Source organism: Corynebacterium pseudokroppenstedtii (assembly GCF_019754945.1).
Classification (GTDB): domain Bacteria; phylum Actinomycetota; class Actinomycetes; order Mycobacteriales; family Mycobacteriaceae; genus Corynebacterium; species Corynebacterium pseudokroppenstedtii.
Map to the genome: position 1 here is coordinate 1 of NZ_JAEUWU010000004.1, position 16,225 is coordinate 16,225.

Below are 16,225 nucleotides of genomic sequence, written 5' to 3' on the forward strand. Positions count from 1 at the left end.
GGCTTCACCAAAGCTTGGGCTACCGCACGCCAGCTGAAGTGGAAACCGAATTTTGGGACCAGCACCCGCCGCAAGCAATAATAGAAATCAAGGCAAACGCCTAGGAACAAAACCCGGGGCACTTCAACACGCCGATCTAAACGGTAGACCAGCCCCCGGTGTGTGCAGTCGGCTACAAAACCTGAAATTTTTAAGCACACATACTAGCCTGTTAGACGCGTGACAACACGCATTCGGAAAACAGAATCAAAAAGGAGAAACCCCTTGCTTCGCAAAGCATCCATCGGCCTGACCTCCCTCGTCATCGCCGCCACCGCCTCAGTAGCACCAGCAATGGCAGAAACCACCCCGGCCGAGCCCACCGCCGCAGTCCAAACAACCACCGCTGCGGAAACCACCCCCACCGCCGACAACACCACCTCCACCCAAGACACCACCAAGCACCAGAAGAAAGAAAAGACCGCTGAAGAAAAGGAAAAGCAAGCAGAGATCTCTGCCAAGCGCCTCGACAACGCCAAGAAAGGAATTGAGGTCGCTAAAGACATCGTCGAAATCGGCCTCAAAATCGGTGGCTTCCTCTGGCCGGTAGTCGCCTAACACGCACCACGGCAAGGCCCCCGCAATCCACACCACACCGGTTGCGGGGGTCTTCACTTACCGCAAACGCCCCCAGAATTAGCCACCCCACACCACACCTAACTAGCCGCTAATAGCAAAGCGCGTACCACCCCTGACGTACCCCAACTCAACGAAGAAACAACACGTGTCCTCTATCAAACCCTACACAACCTCCAAAGGAAAAGCCTGGCGCGTCCAATACTACGACCCCGCCCAAGGCAAACGGCAGAAACGCGGATTCGCAACAAAGTGGCAAGCCGAAAACTGGGCCGCAGAAAACACCGTAGACCTCACCACCGGCCAATGGCGCGACCCCGCCGGAGCAAACATCACCGTCGAAACACTCTCTAAAACATGGCGGAAAGGCCGACAACACCTCAAACCCTCCACCCTCGACCGTGAAGCCTCACGCCTACGCAGCACCGTGCTGCCCATGTGGGGTAAACGGAAAATCGGAACCCTACGCAAAAGTGAGATTCAAGCCTGGGTATCGGCGTCCACCTTGTCCGGCTCCAGCATCAGACACGCCCACAACCTGCTAGCCCAAATCCTCGACGTCGCCGTAGACGATAACTATCTGAAATCTAATCCGGCGCGCGGGGTGAAACTCCCGCCCAAAGGGAAGCCCGTCAAGGTATATCTCACGCCTACGCAGCTTGAGCGCTTGGCTCACCATGCGGGGGATAAAGCCGTAGTGGTATGGGTGCTCGGCACCGTGGGACTGAGGTGGGGTGAACTGGTCGGCCTCAAAGTCGAGGACGTGGACGAAATGCACTCCCGGCTACGCATAAACCGGTCCGTGATCTACATCAACGGCAAGCCTGAAGAGACGCTGCCTAAGACGCATGAGAGGCGCACCGTGTCCGTAAGCCTTCCTGTTATGCGCATGATCCACGAGCAGGTGGCGGGGAGGTTGCCTAGTGCATGGCTCTTCCCCACACCGGTGGAGGGCCACTGAAACGGGCCGACGGCACTAAAGGCTGGTTCGCGGCAGCTGTGAAGAAAGCTCAAGCCGAGGACCCATCGTTTCCGCGAATCACCCCTCACGGCCTACGCCACGTGGCCGCTGGCCTGTTGGTGTCAGCCGGGGCGAACGTGAAAGTCGTGCAGCGGCAACTCGGCCACGCTTCAGCTGTTTTAACGCTGGATACATACGCAGATCTGTTCGAAGAGGACCTCGATACTGTGGGACAGGCTATGGCTGGCCTATTTCGCATAGAGCCAAATTAGAGCCAAAGACGCTAAAAATCCTGATTTGACAAATAAAAAATACCCTCTGACCTGCACAAACAGGTTGGGGGGTTTGGTACTCTCAACGGGGTTCGAACCCGTGTTGCCGCCGTGAAAGGGCGGAGTCCTAGGCCACTAGACGATGAGAGCACGCGCTACAGAGTTCTCTGCAGCAGCTGCTACAGACTACGTTAACCACCTAAAATTCACAAAATCGCCTGGTAAGCCACCTCTTTTTACGGCCACTACATCAACACCACCTCAGCCCCAGGAGAACTACTCTCCCCCACTGCTTCCAGGCACCGGTACGTCGAATTCTGATAGCCTCGAGACTATTGCTGAGGAGGCCTAGTAATTGATTACCTTCGATCACGTATCCAAGACCTACCCAGATGGCTCAGCCGCCGTCCACGATTTCTCACTGGTCGTACCATCGCATCACATTGTGTCGCTCGTCGGCACGTCTGGCTCGGGAAAAACGACGTTAATACGCATGGTTAACCGCATGACCGAGCCCACCAGCGGGCAAGTCTGCATCGACGATCACAGCGTCATGGATGAGTCCGCTGTCGACCTCCGTCGTCGAATTGGGTATGTCATACAATCTGGCGGGCTCATGCCCCACAGGACAGTCGAAGCGAATATCGCCGTCGTGCCGACGCTCCAAGGCACGCCCCGCCGCGAAGCCCGAAAAAACGCTCGAAAGATCATGGAGCGCGTGGGACTCGATCCAGCCTTAGCGAAGCGATACCCTCACCAGCTCTCGGGTGGTCAGCAGCAGCGGGTCGGTGTGGCACGCGCCCTCGCGTCGAATCCGAATATCCTGCTCATGGATGAGCCCTTCGGAGCTGTTGACCCGATCGTTCGTCGGGAATTGCAGGACGAACTCCTGCGACTCCAGCAAGAATTAGGGAAAACGATCCTCTTTGTAACCCACGATATTGACGAAGCATTTCGACTCAGCGACTCTGTCGTTATTCTCGAAAAAGGTGGCGTGATATCGCAGCATGGACCACCTTCCGAGATAATGACCAACCCAAAGAATGACTTCGTTGCATCGTTTACCGGAGCAAGCAATACGAATAGAAAATTGACAACGCGAACAGTCAATGGGCAAACCGTTGCTGTTGATTCCTACGGAAGAAGCGTGGGGGTACTTACCTCATGAACTGGGTTATCACCAATTGGGAGGATATCGCGGAATTAACCGGCCAACACCTCCGATTAGCGCTGCCGCCGATTGTCTTCTCACTACTTATTGCCATTCCAATAGGACGCTATGCATTTTCCCACCCCTTGTTCGGCAGGCCTTTATTAAATGCCGCCTCCCTCATGTACGCAGTGCCTTCCTTACCACTGATCATTACCATTCCGATCATCATTGGCACACCATTGCGATCAAACCTCACGATGATCACTGCGCTCACGGTCTATGGGGTCGCGTTACTCGTCCGCACTGCAGCCGATGCTTTCGCCTCCGTCGACGCACACACTCGGGATGCGGCCGTCGCCCTCGGGCACTCCCCTCACACAATCCTGTGGAAAGTGGACCTACCGCTAGCTATTCCCGTCATCGCGTCGGGACTCCGCGTGGTCGCATCCTCCACGATTGGCCTGGTCACCATCGGTGCACTCGTCGGTATCCCTAGTTTGGGCTCACTGCTCACCGACGGTTTTCAACGCGGCATCACAGCGGAAGTCACCGCAGGTATCATCGCCACGATTATTGTTGCCCTCATCATCGACGCCATTATTCAAGGCCTTACCTGGCTTTTGACACCGTGGAGCCACGCATCGGGTGGCGCATCATCATGAACTATTTTATCGACGCCCTCATCTGGGCTTTTTCAGCAGACCATTGGTCGGGAAACAATTCCATCACCCAGCGTTTAATTGAACACCTATGGTTCACGCTAATGATTGTGGCTATTTCTTCTGTGGTAGCAATACCAACGGGAATAGTCATTGGCCATATTCGACGAGGAGCTGGCCTCATCGGCGCACTGACCGGAGCAGCACGCGCGATCCCCACATTAGGTTTGTTGACACTATTCGGTCTGTGGCTGGGCATCGGATTAAAAGCACCCACCCTCGCGCTCATTGTGTTAGCTATTCCATCCTTATTGGCTGGAGCCTATTCCGGCGTCGAATCGATTTCACCGGATATCCCGTCGGCAGCCCAAGCAATCGGAATGACGCCTTGGCAAGTCATCACTTCCGTCGAACTCCCTCTAGCGTTGCCCGTCATTATGGGTGGAATCCGAGCAGCAACGTTACAAGTCATCGCAACCGCAACGCTCGCGGCATACACCGCTGATATTGGGCTTGGGCGATTTCTTTTCGCAGGATTGAAATCACGTGATTATTCCGAAATGTTGGGATCTTCCCTTATTGTCATTGCTCTCGCAGTTGTCATTGACGCAGCCCTTGGGCGTGCTCAGAAATGGGCCGGGAATCGTTTCGGCGCTCATTAAACTTTACGGCGGAGCTAAAGATAGCTATGTAGCTGCAACTATGTAACGGATAAAAACTCCCGCCCCGCACACAAACTATAGACACCAAAGCTGGGACACTTACCATGACGATCAACCGATTGGATTACATACACACCGCATCAGGCCGACCCCCGTTTCCCGCCGCCGACATGTTTCTTTCAGGTGCCAGACCACGATCCCGATCACGATCTTTCAAAATTATTGCTGCCATCATTACTTTAAGCTTCCTTATCATCACGTTATCGTCATGCGCGCGATCTAATCCTTTATCCAGTGGGAGTGCTGATTCAGATACCATCGTCATCGGCTCCCAGGACTACTACTCAAATGAAATAATCGCCGAAATCTACGCCCAAACGTTGGAAAAGAACGACATTAAGGTTGATAGACAATTCCGGATTGGTCAACGTGAGGTCTATATCCCTGAAATAGAGCAACAATCCATCGACCTCATCCCCGAATATTCGGGAAACTTACTCCAATACTTCGAGAAAGAATCATCACACGGCGATGATGAGAGCACGGAAGGCGCAAAAGATCCTGACGACGTGTATCGAGACCTCGTTCACGCCGCGCCACAGGGGCTTCATCTCCTCAACTACTCCTCCGCATCGGACCAGGACACATACACCGTTACCCACGACTTCGCCCAGCGTTACCACCTTCATAGCGTCGGTGACCTCGCACGCGTACCGGGGTCGGTGAAATATGGAGGGCCCTCAGAGGCTGAATCTCGACCCTACGGGCCAAAGGGACTCAAAGCCGTCTATAACGTCGATGTTGATTTCACGCCTATCGAAGATTCTGGTGGGCCGTTAACAGTTAAGGCACTGACGGACGGAAAAATTCAGGTGGCGAATATCTTTAGTGCAGATCCGGCCATTAAGAAAAATAATCTCACTGTTCTCGATGACCCGCAGCACCTGCTCCTCCCGTCCAATGTCGTTCCTCTAGCTAGTAAAAAGTTGAATAACTTCAAGGATGGCAAAGCGGAGGACATCATCAATTCAATAAGTAAAAAGATGACGACAGAGGATCTAGCGGAGCTCAATAACGAAAGCGTCACCGATCAGAAACGGGCCGCTCGCATTGCAAAAGAATGGCTAGCTCACAACGACGTCGGCACGCCGAAGAACTAACACTAATGCCCCTCACCAGGCAATTCTGGTGAGGGGCGTTATTGTGGGCCCTGAGGGGCTCGAACCCTCGACCTGCGGATTAAAAGTCCGTAGCTCTACCAGCTGAGCTAAAGGCCCACACACATTCTCATTGGGCGCTAATTGCTGTCGCCACCACAAAAGCAAACGGCAGCACTCAACACAATGTTTGAATGTGCGCTAGTCAGTATAGATCATGACAGCAGAGGCCTGGCAAACGGCCTGGAGAACAGCCCAACGCCGCTGCCACCGTCAACTATTTCTCCGGCATCATGGAGCCAGTCTCCATGAAACGCGTGTGGAAATTGAACGCCTCGTGGAGGTCGTGAGGAGTGTGCAATCCGGATGCGTTCTTCTCTGCCCGCTCCACGTACTCCAACAACGGCTCACGGTAGTCCGGGTAGGCACAGTTCTCGATGATCTTCCGGGAGCGCTGCCGTGGAGCAAGTCCGCGCAGATCCGCCAGGCCCTGCTCGGTGATGATCACGTCGACATCGTGCTCATTGTGGTCCACGTGCGACACCATGGGCACAATCGCGGAAATGTCGCCACCCTTCGCGCGCGATGGCGAGACGAAGCACGAGACAAAGGCATTACGCGTGAAGTCGCCGGATCCGCCGATGCCGTTCATCATCTTGGAGCCCGTGACGTGGGTGGAGTTGACGTTGCCGTAAATGTCGGCCTCAATCATTCCGTTACATGCAATCACGCCGAGGCGTCGGATAACCTCTGGGTGGTTGGAGATTTCCTGCGGGCGAAGAACAATCTTCTTGGCGTACTCAGCAGCATTTTCGTTGACTCGATGTGCGTATTCAGGCGACAGCGAGAATGCGGTTGCCGACGCCACCGTCATGGTGCCCTGATCCATCAAGTCGATCATCCCGTCCTGGATAACCTCCGTGTAGGACGTGATGTGGTGATACGGCCCTTCCAGCAGGCCCGCGAGAACAGCGTTCGGGATATTACCGACACCGGACTGCATCGGAAGCAGTTCCTTGGTCAGACGCCCAGCCTTGATCTCGCCGTCGAGGAAATCAAGCAGGTAGTTGGCAATCTTCTTGGAATCGTCGTCGATCGGCTTAAACGGGGAGTTGCGGTCCGCAGCGTCGGTTTCGATAACTGCGATGACCTTGTCAACGTCGATATCAATGTAGGGGGTTCCGATCCTGTCACCGGGGTCGGCGATCGGAATGGGCTGACGGTTAGGCAGCTGACCATAACTCCAGATGTCATGCATGCCTTCGAGGTCTTCGGACTGCCAGGAGTTTACCTCAATAATTATCTTCTTGGCATTACGCAGGTAGTTTGTCGAGTTACCGACGGACGACGAGGGAATAATTGCCCCATCTTCCTTAATGCGCACCGCCTCTACGACGGCCACATCGGTTGCCCCAAAGAACCCCTGGTCCAGGAGCATTCCCGAGTGTGAGAGGTGAATGTCGCTGTAGTACGTATCGCCAGCGTTGATCCGCTTACGAAGAGTCGGGTCGGATTGGTACGGCATGCGCCAGTTGATGCCATTGACCTCGGCTAATGCACCATCGAGCTCCGGGGCGGTCGATGCACCAGTCATCACATTGACTTTGAATTCTTCACCGCGGTCATGTGCCTCTTTGATCCGGCGGGCCAGGGCTTGAGGGAATTCTTTGGGATATCCGGCACCGGTAAATCCACTGAAGCCGATCTGATCGCCGGGGTTGATCTTGGCGGCGGCTTCGTCGGCACTCATGATGAGGCCTTGCAACTTCGGGTTGGCTATCCGTCCTGACATATTTTCCTCCTGTGCTCCCGCCGAAATTCCTGGTCAATCGGGGGTTCTCTTTACATTCCACGTCGTAAATATGGCGCGTCATCGAGGGGGCACCGCTCGGTGAGGCGCACCACGATCGTGGTGTGTTGTTACGTGTACCACTTTAGGTCAAGAGGAGGACAGAAACGGCAGTCTTAGCCCAGACTATTCCCCTAAATGGGTTCCCCCTTCCCCCGCTTGGTGTCAGATTCACACACGTTTACACTGGCACGGTGATTTCTGGATCCCGCACACCCCTCCGAATCGGCCCATTTGAGCTATCGTCCCCCGTCGTTCTTGCACCTATGGCGGGGGTAACAAATGTGGCTTTTCGGTTGTTGTGTCGTGAACTCGAGATAGAAAAAACGGGGACGACGTCGGGCCTCTATGTCTGCGAGATGGTGACCGCGCGAGCACTGGTCGAGCGGAATGAGAAAACTCTGCATATGACGGAGTTCGCTCCCGAAGAAACACCCCGCAGCATGCAGTTGTACACCACGGACCCGAAGTGGACGTACGAAGCTGCTCGCATGATTGCCGACGACAACCTGGCTGACCACATCGACATGAATTTTGGGTGCCCGGTGCCGAAGGTGACTCGACGAGGCGGCGGAGCTGCCCTGCCCTATAAGCGCCGCCTGTTCGGCGAGATTGTCGCAGCGGCAGTCCGTGGTGTTGAGGGAACGACGATCCCGGTCACAGTCAAAATGCGGACGGGTATCGACGACGACCATCTGACGTTTTTGGATGCGGGTGCGATTGCCGCCGAGGAGGGCGCCCAGGCTGTGGCGTTACACGCGCGGACGGCAGCGCAGCGCTATTCGGGCACGGCGGACTGGAACCGCATCGGTGAGCTTAAGGAGCATTTGGCGGGCACGGGCGTGCCGGTGCTCGGCAATGGCGACATTTTTAAGGCGACGGATGCCGCGGACATGATGGACCAGACGGGCTGCGACGGCGTGGTTGTGGGGCGCGGTTGTTTGGGACGCCCGTGGTTGTTTGCGGAGCTATCGGCAGCTCTGCGCGGCGAGCCCCTCCCTGCTCAGCCCACATTCGCGGAGGTATGTGACGTGATTCTGCGCCACACGCGGTTGTTGGCTGCTCACTCCGGGGAGTCCACCGCGTGCCGGGACATGCGGAAACACATGGGCTGGTATTTGCGGGGCTACCCTGCGGGGTCGGATTTGCGTCAGAAGGTCACGCGCATCACCAGCATTCATGAACTGGAAGAAATCCTGAATACGGTAGTGAGCGATCCGGCGTTGGCGTCGGCTCTTCCCGACGATGCCGACGGCCCTCGTGGCCGCCAGGGGTCCGCGAAGGCGGTGACGCTGCCGGAAGGGTGGCTGGATGATCCTGATGACCGGACCGTTCCCGCCGGTGCGGACATCATGCACTCGGGTGGCTAACTCGGGGCCGGTGTGAACTGCGTGGCCTTGGGTTAGCCAAGCATTGTTAGCCGATTTGTCCTAAACTAGGCCATCATGAGAGACGATTATCGGGAACACTTGGCGGAATTCGCCCATAATCTCATCGTCATGTGCGATTCGATTAAAGAAATGGCGTCGCATGCTTCCCGAGCGTTATTGAGCGCTGATCTCACTTCTGCAGAAGATGTGTTGACCAGTGTGGAGGACGTCGAAGAGCTTCGTGTGAAGTGCGAACAACAAGCTTTTCAGCTTCTTGCGCTAGAGAGCCCGGTGGCCCGGGATCTTCGTCGTGTTATTTCTGGCACCTACATTGTGGAAGATCTGTCGCGGATGTCGGCGCTGATGGTGCACATCGCGAAGGTAGCTCGCCGCCGTCACCCGGATTGCGCGGTTCCGGAATCCATGGTGCCGTACTTCTCCGAGATGGCGAAACAGTGTCTGGATATCACGACTACCTTGCACGACGTGTTGGTGTCCTACGATCCCGAGTTGGCATTGCAACTGGCCCGCGACGACGATGCCATCGATGATCTCCACCACCACATTTTTGTCTTAACGACGCAGCGCGAGTGGCCATACACGACGACGAACGCCGTGGACGTCACCTTGCTATCGCGCTACTACGAGCGTTACTCCGATCACGCGGTCCAGATTGGTGCCCGCGTTATTTACTTGGCGACGGGTATGCGTCCGGAAGAGTACGTCGGCGGGAAAGATGAACGCGACCGCGAAGCCACGTTCACCCGCCACTTCGATGAGATCCAGCAGCGCTACGGGGGAACGTTTTAGCATCCCCGAACTGCGGGATCAGCCGTCAGCTCAGCGCGTAGGCCTCGGCAGCTGCGGGGTCAACCGCGTTATCCCCATCAAGCGTCTCACCACGCTGCTTCTCTCTCCTGGTGAGATAACGATCGGACGCCACATAAACGACGAAGGCCACGGCGGTAATGCCTGCGAGGATCCACAACACGGTTGCATACGCGTGCGCTGTGTGTCCTGAACCCTGCGTCAGCCCGCTGAGGAATGTCGGTTCGATATCGATCAGCTTGGCTGTGTACGCAATGCCGACGGGGATCGCGATGTTGATGGTCAGGTTGTAAAAACCGATGGCAACGCCCGTCTTTTCGGCCGGAATCTTCTTGATCGCTGAGGCCATCAGCGGTGCGTACATGAGCGCGAATCCGCTGCCGAAGAACATCATGGAAAGGATCAATAACCACAGGGATGTGTCGGGAATAATTGCGGGAATGACGAGGGCACCACAAATCGAACATAACGCGATAATGATGGCCGGCCGCGTTTTCAGCACCTTTGCGATAGCTCCCGACGCGGCTCCGACGGCGGTTGCGCAGGCGTAGCCCGGCGCGATCAACATGGATGCCGTATCGGTTCCCAACCCGTGCAGGGTAGACACGATGAAGGGGAAGAAAAAAATGTATCCCAGCTGCACGGAGTACAAAATAAGAACGACGACTAGGGCCCACACGTAGCGGCCGTTGAGGAAGAATTCTGGCCTGACGAGGGCCTTGTTGTTGATCTTGATATACACCGCGAAGAGCACGACCCCGATGACTGAAACGACAGCGTAGATGGGCTGGAACTCTTGCATGAAGATGACAGCGAATGTGGCAAAGACACCGATGAGAAAGAGCCCGATGATATCCAGGTTGGCGCTGACTTTTTCATCATCGGGAACAGTTTTCGCGATGAACGGCACTGCGAGGATAAGGGCCGCAGAGACCAGGAACATTGCGGTCCACGAGATGTAGGTGGACACGAATCCGCTGGTGAGCACACCGATGAGCATGGCCAGCTGGAACGCAGCAGTGGAGAACCCGAGGTACGTCTTCTGGTCTTTCGCGGAGATGTGCTTGGTGACGTAGATGACGTAGAGCGTCTCCGCACCGGCCAACCCGGTGGTTTGAATAATTCGCCCGGTCAGCACCATCGGCCACGAGTGTTGGAAAACAAACCCGATGATGGAACCAATGACGGTCAGCCCGATCCCCACGTACAACAGCTTCTTGATGCTGAACGTATCGGCAAGCGCGGCATACACCACAGCGCCGATGCCGATAACAATTCCTGCCAGTGTGGCTTGCAGGCTCACTGTTGTTGCAGAGAGGTGGAGGTCGTCGGCAATGGGCTTGGACATGAACTTAAAGCCGTTGTCAATGACCAAGCTGAATACGAAGGTAAATAAAATAACCGGAACGGCGGCTTTGGGGTTAAGTACCTTTTTGCCGGCCTTCTCCGGGGCTAGTGTTGCGGTTTCAGTATGTGCCATCGTTGCCTGCTTAGATCGCCGCGAGTGGAAGCGCGAGCTCCATCATGGTAGTAAATGCTTTTTCCCGTTCGCTGGCGGTGGTAGCCTCGCCCGTCACGATGTTGTCGCTGACGGTGAAAATCCCCAGTGCTTCGACGCCTGCTTCAGCGGCGGTGGCATACAACCCGGCAGATTCCATTTCCACAGCGAGGACACCCATTGCGGCCCACCGTTGGTTGACGTCGTCCTGGTAGTTGTAGAACACATCAGAGCTCAGGACGTTGCCGACGTGGGTGGTGATTCCGGCTTCCTTCGCACGATTTCGGACGTCCTCGATCAACCGGTACGATGCGATCGGTGCGTACGTCCCGGGCAGGTTGTACTGGGACAGGAAATTGGAGTCGGTGCAGGCAGCTTGCCCAATGACGACGTCGTAGAGGTTGAGATCTTTCTGCAGTGAGCCACATGAGCCGACGCGGACGAGTTTCTTCACTCCGAAGTCATGGATGAGCTCCCAGGCGTAGAGCGAGATAGAGGGGATGCCCATCCCCGACCCCATGACCGAGACTTCTTTGCCCTGGTAGGTGCCGGTGTATCCGAAGGCGTTGCGGACGGAGTTGAACTGGACGGCGTCGTCTAGGTAGGTCTCTGCGATGAATTTTGCGCGGAGCGGGTCGCCGGGCAGGAGGATGGTCTCGGCGATGGGTACGCCGTTCGGGTTGATATGCGGAGTTGATTGTCGGCCCATGTTTTCTCCTGTTCGGGACACGTCATGACGCCACCGTGCGGTTACGTTACCGTGCAGTTACGTTGACAAGTTTGCAGGACTCCCCTAGGCCCGAATGACCCCCAGTTCGCCCTCTGATTTGGATGTCCGCGTGCGCTACCTGTTATGTCGGGCGCTGTGCCCGCGAACACCGGTCTGCAACCACCCCACTTTTCCGGTGAACGTGGCTATGGTTGCACACCCCTATGACTATCTCATGTCTTCGCCCGTGGCGCAGTATGGGCCCTGTCACTTTTTCACGACAGTATGTTTCGACAACCTGACCTGTGCCGGCTCTGTGTCACGTTGGGCGACCCCGCACGGTCTACTAGTACGGGTTGCTATCCGAACCGACCGGAAATGTAGTCTTCCGTTTCTTTCCGCTTGGGGCGCTCGAAGATTTCTTGTGTCGGTCCAGTTTCGACGAGCCGACCTGGCTTACCCGTCGATTCGAGCGAGAAAAAGGCGGTTTGGTCACTGACACGCGCAGCTTGCTGCATGTTGTGAGTCACGATGACGATGGTGTATTCCTTCTTCAGATCGTGAATCAGATCTTCCACCGCCAACGTGGAAATGGGGTCGAGCGCGGAGCAGGGCTCGTCCATGAGCAATACTTCTGGCTCCACCGCTATCGCGCGCGCGATGCACAATCGCTGCTGCTGCCCACCGGAGAGTCCGCCACCTGGTTTATCCAGACGGTCTTTGACCTCATCCCACAGGTTTGCGCTACGCAGCGACCGTTCGGCAACCTCTTTCAAGCGCGCTTTGTTCTTAACGCCAGATAGTTTTAATCCCGCGACGACATTGTCTTCAATAGACATTGTCGGGAAAGGGTTCGCTTTTTGGAAAACCATACCGATGGTGTTTCGCACGGCTACGGGGTCTACTTTGGCGTCGTAAATGTCTTCGCCGTCTAGCTTGATCGACCCCGTGACATATGCCCCGGGTGTCACTTCATGCATCCGGTTAATTGTCCTGAGCACGGTGGACTTACCGCATCCCGATGGTCCGATAAAAGCGGTCACAGATCGCGGCGGAACATGCATGGTGACGTCTTGCACCGCGTGGAAATCACCGTAATAAATATTGACATCTTCTAAATCTAAGCGCTTAGCCATCGTGACCGTTCTCCTTGTAACCGTGTGCAGATAATTGTCCGGGCTACCAAGGCCCGGGCCGGAAGCCTTATGTCTTGACCGAGAACCGACGGGAAATAAGCCGAGCCGCAATAGTCAATACAGCAATAATGACGACGAGTGTGAAGGCTGCACCCCACATCTTGTCGACGGCTGCACCCGTGGTTCCCGCTTTGTACATGGCCAACATCATCAGCGGAAGCGACGTCTGTGGCCCTTCGACCGGATTGAAATTCGTACCGACGTTATATCCAACCAAAATAAGAACGGGCGCTGATTCCCCCATAATCCTCGCGACCGACAACATGATTCCCGTGATAATGCCGGACATTGCGGTGGGAAGAACGATACGGGCAATAGTTTTCCATTTCGGAACTCCCAATGCGTAGGCGGCTTCTCGAAGGTCTTGAGGAACAACCCGCAACATCTCTTCGGTGTTTCGGATAATCACCGGGACCATAAGCAGAACTAAGGCAAGAGATACTGCCATACCTGAGCGTTCAAATCCGAAGAGCACTACCCATAGCGAATAGATAAATAGCGCGGCAACGATGGAGGGCACGCCCGTCAAGATATCCACCATAAAGGTGGTCACTTTTCCTAGGCGCGATTGTCCTGCGTATTCAACTAAGTAAATTCCCGTCAGTACACCGATTGGGATCGATAGCGCCGAGGTTATGAGCGCTTGAATGAGCGTTCCCATAATCGCGTGATACGCACCGCCACCGGCCTGGGATTCGATGATCCCCATCTGGGACTTCATCCACCAGTTGGAACTCAAGGTGACGGCAGCACCGCGTGAGACCAGCTCCCACAGCACCCATAGCAGCGGAATGAAAGCAACGATCACCGTCGCAAAAACGAGGACCCGCGCTGTTTCATTCGTCACTTTTCGACGAGTCGAAATAGCAGTAAAGGTTGTGGAGGTTTCGATTTTTTGATGCGGAGAAATATGTGGTTGTAATGCTGGCGATGAGACCGCGTGTGACATCCTGGCGCTCCCTACTGTGTGTAACTGATGGCTGTTATGTCGGCTCGGGGTTTATCTCTGCGTTTATCTCTTCGCCACGATGGCCCGGGCGATGGCATTAACGACGAACGTCAAGAGGAAAAGAACGAGGCCAGCTGAAATGTAGGCCCCCGCCTGAATGTTGTTATTAAATTCTTGAGCGGCGTTCGCAATGGCCGTGGCGAACGTTGTGCCACCGTCAAAGAGGGATCCGCGGAATTCTGAGCTCGGCGAGATCACTAAGTACAAGGCCATTGTTTCGCCGAGGGCGCGCCCTAATCCCAGCATGGCTCCGGAGATATATCCCGAAAAGCCGAAAGGTAAGACGGTCAACCTGACGACTTCCCATCGCGTTGCTCCTAATGCCAGGGCAGATTCAATGTGACCTTGCGGAGTTTGAACAAAAACTTCTCGGGCCGTCGCCGCGATCACGGGGAGAATCATGATGGCGAGAACGATGCCACCAGTCAACAGGTTTCTACTTGTTGCGAAAGCAGGGGAATTAGCAAAGGTTTTGAAAAGAATGAACTGGCCTGCCCAGGAATGAATCCACTCATAGAAGCCCCCGAGTTTTGGCCCCAGAACTTGGGCACCCCACAAACCAAAAACAATGGAGGGAACGGCAGCGAGAAGATCAACAACAAAAGCGATCGGTTTGACGAATCGCTGGGGGCAGTATTGCGCTAAAAAGATCGCTATCCCCAGCGCAACCGGCATAGCCAAAACAAGGGCCACCAGGGACACTGTCACGGTGACAAAGAATAGGTTCGGAATACCGAAGTGCATGGCCGACGTCGTCGCGGTATTCCAGTCACCGCTGTAGGTGAAGAAGTTCTCGGTGTTGTTCCGTAGTGCGGGGACTGCACGCCACAGCAAAAACGCTCCGATAGCAGCGATGATGACGGTGATCATCATTGCGGACCCCGTCGCCAAGCCGTGGAAGATTCGGTCGCCTGCGCGGACTTTTCCTGGTGCGTTGTGGCCGCCTTGGGCCTTCGGCGGGATATCTCCGTTACTCGGCGATGATAATCCTGCCTGGTCAGCAGCGGTTGGAAGATTGGATCCGGCGGGCTGGAATGTCGCAGCTCCGGCGCTAGATGGAGTGGTCATTGGTGTCTCTGCACTCATTGGGGTCTATAGGAACGTTTGCACTTGGCTGTATCTGGGGAGCGCGCAATCCAAAACATCTGAAATGACGCGCGTTCCCTCGGATTACTTGATTTCTTTAATGGCACTGGTCAATTTGTCTTTCAATTGACCGGTGACCGGAATATAGCCCTGATCTTCCAAATTCGAGTCCTGCCCATCATTGATGGCGACGGTCAGGAAGTCGCGGACGCGATCACCGGTGGACGAATCTTGGTACTTCGAGCACACCAGCTCATATGTGGTGAGGAACAGCGGGTAGCTATCTTTTTCTTTCAGACCGAACAGGGCGTCGGTATCGACAACCATGTTGTTGCCCTCACCTTTATATGTGAGCTTGTCTAAGGCATTGCCGACGGTTTCCTTATTAAGTTCGACGGGCCCCTGCCCGAAATCGATCGCCGCCTCTTTCAGCTTGGCTTCTTTGGCGAACCCAGCTTCGACATATGTGATGGCCCCGTCGGTGGCTCCGACTTCCTGGACGACGCCGGAGGACCCGTTCGCCCCGGACCCTGTGGTGGAGGGGAACGCCTTCCCTTCGGAATCCCACTGCCCCGGCGCGGATGCCTTCAAGAACTTTTGGAAGTTATCTGACGTTCCCGATTCATCTGAACGATAGATAACCTTGATGTCTTTGTCGGGAAGGTTAACTCCATCATTGAGTTTCTTGATGGCGTCGTCATTCCACTTCTTGATCTCGCCCTTGAAAATCTTGGCGATTACTTCGGGACTGAGGTTGACACTGTCAACACCATCGAGCTTATAAGCGACAGCGACCGGCCCGATCACCATAGGAAGCTGCCACACGTCGGATTTACAGGTCTTATCCTTCGCCTCAGTCATTTGGCTATCGTCAAGAGGCGAATCCGACCCGCCGAAATTGACCTGTCCGGCTATGAATTGCTTTTGACCAGCGCCTGAACCGGTGCTGTTGTACGAGAACTGTGCGCCAGGAACTGCTTGTGAGTATTTCGCAGAGAAGACGCTCATGGCTTTCTGCTGGGCAGATGAGCCCTCTGCGGTGAGTTGTCCAGTGGTTCCAGAGAGGTTTGAATCTCCGTTGGACGACGATGATCCCCCGTCCGCGCTGTTGTCATCACTGTTGCAGCCCACCAAGGTGAGGGCTGAGACGGCTGCGATGGTAGCCAGGGCAGTGCCACGTCCTACTTGTTTCCTGTTCACT

Annotated in this window: 16 protein-coding genes and 2 tRNA genes; 9 read left to right on the forward strand and 9 right to left on the reverse strand. The window is 55.4% G+C overall.

The genetic code is table 11. The annotated features are described in order from the left end of the window. The first annotated feature begins 264 nt into the window (after window positions 1-264). From JMN36_RS07270 to JMN36_RS10910, 3 genes are all read left to right on the forward strand, one after another. Window positions 265-597 carry a hypothetical protein gene (locus JMN36_RS07270; RefSeq protein ID WP_046202055.1) on the forward strand — a complete coding sequence of 111 codons (333 nt, stop codon included), beginning with the start codon at window positions 265-267 and terminating at the stop codon, window positions 595-597. Between the two features lie 166 nt (window positions 598-763). Then, complete coding sequence (locus tag JMN36_RS07275) at window positions 764-1,576, forward strand: Arm DNA-binding domain-containing protein (protein ID WP_301731839.1); 813 nt, start codon at window positions 764-766, stop codon at window positions 1,574-1,576. Beyond that, a complete protein-coding gene (locus JMN36_RS10910; protein ID WP_269091311.1) occupies window positions 1,543-1,848 on the forward strand; it encodes a tyrosine-type recombinase/integrase in 306 nt (101 codons plus the stop codon). Before JMN36_RS07275 ends, JMN36_RS10910 begins: the two co-directional genes overlap by 34 nt. 74 nt (window positions 1,849-1,922) lie before the next feature. Here JMN36_RS10910 and JMN36_RS07280 read toward each other — a convergent pair. Continuing rightward, window positions 1,923-1,998 (reverse strand) — tRNA-Glu (locus tag JMN36_RS07280). A gap of 205 nt (window positions 1,999-2,203) precedes the next feature. On the opposite strand from JMN36_RS07280, the gene JMN36_RS07285 reads away from it, so the two are divergent. The 4 genes from JMN36_RS07285 to JMN36_RS07300 all read left to right on the forward strand — a co-directional run bounded on the left by JMN36_RS07285 (window position 2,204) and on the right by JMN36_RS07300 (window position 5,482). Then, the gene (locus JMN36_RS07285; RefSeq protein ID WP_221924114.1) at window positions 2,204-3,016 is read left to right on the forward strand and encodes an ABC transporter ATP-binding protein; all 813 of its coding nucleotides are present in this window, start codon (window positions 2,204-2,206) and stop codon (window positions 3,014-3,016) included. Beyond that, window positions 3,013-3,663, forward strand: a complete 651-nt coding sequence (locus tag JMN36_RS07290) for an ABC transporter permease (RefSeq protein WP_204088052.1) — start codon at window positions 3,013-3,015, stop codon at window positions 3,661-3,663. Before JMN36_RS07285 ends, JMN36_RS07290 begins: the two co-directional genes overlap by 4 nt. Continuing rightward, window positions 3,660-4,322, forward strand: a complete 663-nt coding sequence (locus JMN36_RS07295) for an ABC transporter permease (protein ID WP_204088051.1) — start codon at window positions 3,660-3,662, stop codon at window positions 4,320-4,322. Before JMN36_RS07290 ends, JMN36_RS07295 begins: the two co-directional genes overlap by 4 nt. Before the next feature lie 104 nt (window positions 4,323-4,426). Further along, the gene (locus JMN36_RS07300; RefSeq protein ID WP_236881739.1) at window positions 4,427-5,482 is read left to right on the forward strand and encodes an ABC transporter substrate-binding protein; all 1,056 of its coding nucleotides are present in this window, start codon (window positions 4,427-4,429) and stop codon (window positions 5,480-5,482) included. A gap of 44 nt (window positions 5,483-5,526) precedes the next feature. On the opposite strand, the gene JMN36_RS07305 is transcribed toward JMN36_RS07300, so the two are convergent. Together JMN36_RS07305 and JMN36_RS07310 are read right to left on the reverse strand one after the other, a co-directional pair. Further along, a tRNA-Lys gene (locus JMN36_RS07305) sits at window positions 5,527-5,599 on the reverse strand. 157 nt (window positions 5,600-5,756) lie between these two features. Further along, on the reverse strand, window positions 5,757-7,271 hold the full coding sequence (locus JMN36_RS07310; RefSeq protein ID WP_204088050.1) for an acetyl-CoA hydrolase/transferase family protein: 1,515 nt from the start codon (window positions 7,269-7,271) through the stop codon (window positions 5,757-5,759). Between the two features lie 323 nt (window positions 7,272-7,594). Between JMN36_RS07310 and dusB the strand changes: the two genes are divergently transcribed. Next, window positions 7,595-8,698 (forward strand): tRNA dihydrouridine synthase DusB, encoded by a 1,104-nt coding sequence (gene dusB, locus JMN36_RS07315; protein ID WP_221924255.1) that lies wholly within the window; start codon window positions 7,595-7,597, stop codon window positions 8,696-8,698. Between the two features lie 75 nt (window positions 8,699-8,773). Then, window positions 8,774-9,508 (forward strand): phosphate signaling complex protein PhoU, encoded by a 735-nt coding sequence (gene phoU / locus JMN36_RS07320; protein ID WP_221924115.1) that lies wholly within the window; start codon window positions 8,774-8,776, stop codon window positions 9,506-9,508. 25 nt (window positions 9,509-9,533) lie between these two features. On the opposite strand, the gene JMN36_RS07325 is transcribed toward phoU, so the two are convergent. The 6 genes from JMN36_RS07325 to pstS form a co-directional block, all read right to left on the reverse strand. Further along, window positions 9,534-11,006 carry an MFS transporter gene (locus JMN36_RS07325; protein WP_221924116.1) on the reverse strand — a complete coding sequence of 491 codons (1,473 nt, stop codon included), beginning with the start codon at window positions 11,004-11,006 and terminating at the stop codon, window positions 9,534-9,536. A 10-nt stretch (window positions 11,007-11,016) separates the two neighbouring features. Continuing rightward, window positions 11,017-11,733, reverse strand: coding sequence for a purine-nucleoside phosphorylase (gene deoD / locus JMN36_RS07330; protein ID WP_221924117.1), 717 nt, complete (start codon window positions 11,731-11,733; stop codon window positions 11,017-11,019). Window positions 11,734-12,092: 359 nt separating this feature from the next. After that, window positions 12,093-12,869 (reverse strand): phosphate ABC transporter ATP-binding protein PstB, encoded by a 777-nt coding sequence (gene pstB / locus JMN36_RS07335; protein WP_221924118.1) that lies wholly within the window; start codon window positions 12,867-12,869, stop codon window positions 12,093-12,095. Window positions 12,870-12,936: 67 nt separating this feature from the next. Then, on the reverse strand, window positions 12,937-13,878 hold the full coding sequence (gene pstA / locus JMN36_RS07340) for a phosphate ABC transporter permease PstA (RefSeq protein ID WP_221924119.1): 942 nt from the start codon (window positions 13,876-13,878) through the stop codon (window positions 12,937-12,939). Window positions 13,879-13,941: 63 nt separating this feature from the next. Then, on the reverse strand, window positions 13,942-15,006 hold the full coding sequence (gene pstC / locus JMN36_RS07345; protein ID WP_236881740.1) for a phosphate ABC transporter permease subunit PstC: 1,065 nt from the start codon (window positions 15,004-15,006) through the stop codon (window positions 13,942-13,944). Between the two features lie 102 nt (window positions 15,007-15,108). Next, window positions 15,109-16,224: a phosphate ABC transporter substrate-binding protein PstS gene (gene pstS, locus JMN36_RS07350; RefSeq protein WP_221924256.1), complete on the reverse strand. Its 1,116-nt coding sequence runs from the start codon at window positions 16,222-16,224 to the stop codon at window positions 15,109-15,111. Window position 16,225 lies beyond the last annotated feature (1 nt).

Coding starts and splice junctions, on each gene's coding strand:
- pstC (WP_236881740.1), bottom strand. CDS start 15,006: ATGACCACTCCATCTAGCGCCGGAGCTGCGACATTCCAGCCCGCCGGA.
- JMN36_RS07310 (WP_204088050.1), bottom strand. CDS start 7,271: ATGTCAGGACGGATAGCCAACCCGAAGTTGCAAGGCCTCATCATGAGT.
- phoU (WP_221924115.1), top strand. CDS start 8,774: ATGAGAGACGATTATCGGGAACACTTGGCGGAATTCGCCCATAATCTC.
- JMN36_RS07325 (WP_221924116.1), bottom strand. CDS start 11,006: ATGGCACATACTGAAACCGCAACACTAGCCCCGGAGAAGGCCGGCAAA.
- pstB (WP_221924118.1), bottom strand. CDS start 12,869: ATGGCTAAGCGCTTAGATTTAGAAGATGTCAATATTTATTACGGTGAT.
- JMN36_RS07300 (WP_236881739.1), top strand. CDS start 4,427: ATGACGATCAACCGATTGGATTACATACACACCGCATCAGGCCGACCC.
- JMN36_RS07290 (WP_204088052.1), top strand. CDS start 3,013: ATGAACTGGGTTATCACCAATTGGGAGGATATCGCGGAATTAACCGGC.
- dusB (WP_221924255.1), top strand. CDS start 7,595: ATGGCGGGGGTAACAAATGTGGCTTTTCGGTTGTTGTGTCGTGAACTC.
- JMN36_RS07295 (WP_204088051.1), top strand. CDS start 3,660: ATGAACTATTTTATCGACGCCCTCATCTGGGCTTTTTCAGCAGACCAT.
- JMN36_RS10910 (WP_269091311.1), top strand. CDS start 1,543: ATGGCTCTTCCCCACACCGGTGGAGGGCCACTGAAACGGGCCGACGGC.
- pstA (WP_221924119.1), bottom strand. CDS start 13,878: ATGTCACACGCGGTCTCATCGCCAGCATTACAACCACATATTTCTCCG.
- deoD (WP_221924117.1), bottom strand. CDS start 11,733: ATGGGCCGACAATCAACTCCGCATATCAACCCGAACGGCGTACCCATC.